The sequence below is a fragment of the Micromonospora maritima genome (assembly GCF_902825405.1).
GTDB lineage: Bacteria > Actinomycetota > Actinomycetes > Mycobacteriales > Micromonosporaceae > Micromonospora > Micromonospora maritima.
Map to the genome: position 1 here is coordinate 1 of NZ_CADEAU010000552.1, position 3,271 is coordinate 3,271.

General features: G+C 76.4%; 2 protein-coding genes. Both read left to right on the forward strand.

Annotated elements, in window-relative coordinates; genetic code table 11:
• Nucleotides 1–190: 190 nt before the first annotated feature.
• A complete protein-coding gene (locus HUW36_RS28870; RefSeq protein WP_174531008.1) occupies nt 191–412 on the forward strand; it encodes an FmdB family zinc ribbon protein in 222 nt (73 codons plus the stop codon).
• A 158-nt stretch (nt 413–570) separates the two neighbouring features.
• Nucleotides 571–3,271, forward strand: a 2,701-nt coding sequence (locus HUW36_RS28875) for an ATP-binding protein (RefSeq protein ID WP_174531009.1), incomplete at its 3' end; no start/stop codon positions are given.

Genomic DNA, 3,271 nt, shown 5'->3' on the forward strand with positions numbered 1-3,271 from the left:
GTGGAGGGAGCCTTCTCGGGGGCGGGGGAGCCGGACGAGGCACGGCGGGGGCGGGGGACCGGCCCGGCGCCGCCGTCGGGCGGCGCGGCGGGTCGCAGGGGCCGGGCCGTGTTCCGCCGTTCGCCGTCCACCACCCGTCGAGTATCACCCATCGGTGCGACGACGTCAGGCCCGGCCGTACGCTGGCGGCATGCCCCGGTACGAGTTCCGTTGCCGCGCCTGCGGCGACACCTTCGAGGTCAACCGTCCGATGGCCGAGGCCGGCCGACCCGCCACCTGCCCGCAGGGCCACGCCGACACGGTGAAGCTGCTCTCCACCGTCGCGTTCACCGGTCGCGGCGGGTCGGGCCCGGTGGGCGGCGCTCCCGCGTCCGGTGGCGGTGGCTGCTGCGGCGGCGCCTGCGGCTGCTGACGCGGACCCCGCGGCCGGTCCACCGGTCGATCCGGGGCTTGCCGTGCGTGTGATCCTTTGGCACCTTGAGTCGGAATCGGCCCGACCGTTCTCACGATGCGTGACGACGCGATCATAGGGCAGCATGAACCCGACGTCAGCGGGCGGAGGTTCGACGTATGTCGCCACGGATCCACCTCCCCAGCGGGTGGGTGACCTTCGTGTTCACCGACATCGAGGGCTCGACACGGATGGCCCGGACGCTCGGGCCGGTCTACCGGCCCGTGTTGCGTGAACACCGCAGGTTGTTGCGGGACACGCTGGCCGGCACCGACGGGGCGGAGCTGCTGACCGAGGGCGACTCGTTCTTCCTCGCCTTTCCGGACGCGGCCGCCGCGGTGCACGCCTGCATGTCCGCGCAACGCGCGCTCGTCGGGCACAACTGGCCCAACCCGGACGCCACCCCCCGGGTGCGGATGGGCCTGCACACCGGCTACGCCGAGCCGCGCGACGGCGAGTACGCCAGCCCGGAGGTGCACCGCGCGGCCCGGGTGGCCGCCGCGGCGCACGGCGGGCAGGTGCTGTGCTCGGCGGCCACGGCCCGGTACGCCGACCCGCTGCCCGACGGGGCGTCCCTGCTCGACCTCGGCCTGCACCGGTTGCGCGGCTTCGACGACCGGGAGCGGCTGTTCCAGCTCGTCGCACCGGGGCTGGAGCGGCGGTTCCCGCGCCCGCGTACCGCCGACGCGGCGGCGCACAACCTGCCCACCCCGGCCACCTCGTTCGTCGGCCGGCACTTCGAGCGCGCCGAGCTGGGCCGGCTGGTCGAGGCGTACCGGCTGGTGACGGTGCTCGGCGCGGGCGGCGCCGGCAAGACGCGGCTGGCCGTGGAGCTGGCTTCCGGGATCGTCGAGGACTATCCGGACGGTGTGTGGTTCGTCGACATCGCCGCGGTGACCGATCCCGGGCTGGTGGCGTTCGAGATCGCCGCCGTGCTCGGCCTGCGCCCGGAGCCGGGCCGGCCGATGGTCGACACCCTGGTCGAGTACGCGGCGCCGCGCCGGATGCTGGTGGTGCTGGACACCTGCGACGCCCAGCCGGCCGCCTCGGCCGAGGTGATCTCCCGGCTGTTGGCCGGCGGTCGGGGGGTGCGGGTGCTGGCGACCAGCCGGGAGTCGTTCGGCGTACCCGGCGAGGTGGTGTGGCGGATCCCGCCGCTGTCGGTGGACGAGGAGCCGGGCGGGGGCGCCAGCGACGCGGTGGCCCTGCTGCTGGACCGGACGGCGGCCGCCCGGGGTGGTCGGGCGCCGGACCCGGCGGAACAGGCCGACCTGCGTCGGGTGGTGCGGCGGCTGGACGGGTTGCCGCTCGCCATCGAGCTGGCCGCGGCGCGGCTGCGGGTGCTGTCGGCGGGCCAGCTGGCCGAGCGGCTCGACGACATGCTGGGCACGCTGGACGCCGGGCGGGAGGCGGCGGAGCCGCCGCCGGTGGAGGCCGGCTGGAGCGGCAACCAGCAGGACACCGTCGACCTGGTGGCCGCCGCGACCGGCGCCGCCCCGCCGAGCCCGGCGAGCCGGGCGGTGCAGCGCTCGGCCAGCGAACGGCACCTGACCATCCAGGCCACGGTGACCTGGTCGTACCGCACGCTCGGCGCGCGCTCGGCGCGGCTGCTGCGTTGGATGGCGGTCTTCGCCGGCCCGGTGGACCTGCCGACCGTGCAGTGGCTGCTCGACGAGGATCCGCTGGATCCGCTGTCGGTCCTGGTGGACAAGTCGATGGTGCTGGCCGAGCCGCACGCGTCGGGCAGCACCTACCGGATGCTCGACCCGATCCGGGCGTACGCGGCGCGCCGGCTGGTCGAGACGGGCGAGGAGCAGAGCGCCCGGGACCGGCACGTCGCCTGGTCCCGGCACGCGCTGGACCGGGCGCACCTGGGCCCGGACGGTCGCCCGGTGACGCTCTCCCTGTACGCGCTGGACCCGCTGGCCGGGGAGCTGCGGGCCGCGTTGCGCTGGTGCGCGACCGGCGGCAGCGCCCGCTCTGGCCTGCACCTGGCCGGCGGCCTGGACCAGTGGTGGCGGGAGCGCGGGCTGGCCCGTGAGGGGCGGCTCTGGCTGTTCCGGCTCTACGGGCGGATCGCCGAGACCGGCGAGGCGATCCCGGAGGCGGAACTGGCCGCGGCGTACCACATGCACTCGCTGCACGCCGGTGCGGACGGCGAGTTCGCCGAGGAGCTGCGCTACTCGCAGCGGGCCGAGGCGGCGGCCCGGCAGGCCGGCGACCGGGGGCTGCTGGCCCGGGTGCTGGCCGGTCGTGCCGCGCCGCTCGTCGACATGGGACAGTTCGCCGAGGCGGAGCGGGTCTGCCGCGAGGTGATCGACTGGGCGTCCGCGCAGGACGTGGTCGGCGACGCGCTGCTCGCCGTCTACAACCTGGCCGAGCTGCTCTGGCGCCGGGGCGCCCTGGACGAGGCGGCCGAGCTGCTCGGCGCGGCCCGTCCGGTGGAGGCGGCCCGGCCGGTCGAGCGGGGCCGGCGCTCGGTGGACATGCTGCTCGGCATGGTGGCGCTGTCCCGGGGTGACCTGGTGGCCGCGCACGAGCACCTGCTGGTGGCGTTGCGGTCCCGGATGAGCCACGGCTACCTGGGGCGGGCCTGCGACACGATCAACGCGATCGCGGTGCGCTGCGCGCTGGCCGGGGACGCGGTGTCGGCCGCCCGGCTGTTCGGCGCGGCCCAGGCCACCCGGGCCAGCCTGCGGGCCACGCCGGGCATCCATGGGCCGTACTGGCTGGGGCGGCAGGCGGAGCTGCGCCGGGCGCTGGGTGACGAGGCGTTCGACGCGGCCTGGGCCGCCGGCGCCGGCCTGCGGTTGGACGAGG

What these genes read in the sequence shown, in the direction of transcription:
- HUW36_RS28870 (WP_174531008.1), top strand. Translation starts at nt 191, where the DNA reads ATGCCCCGGTACGAGTTCCGTTGCCGCGCCTGCGGCGACACCTTCGAG.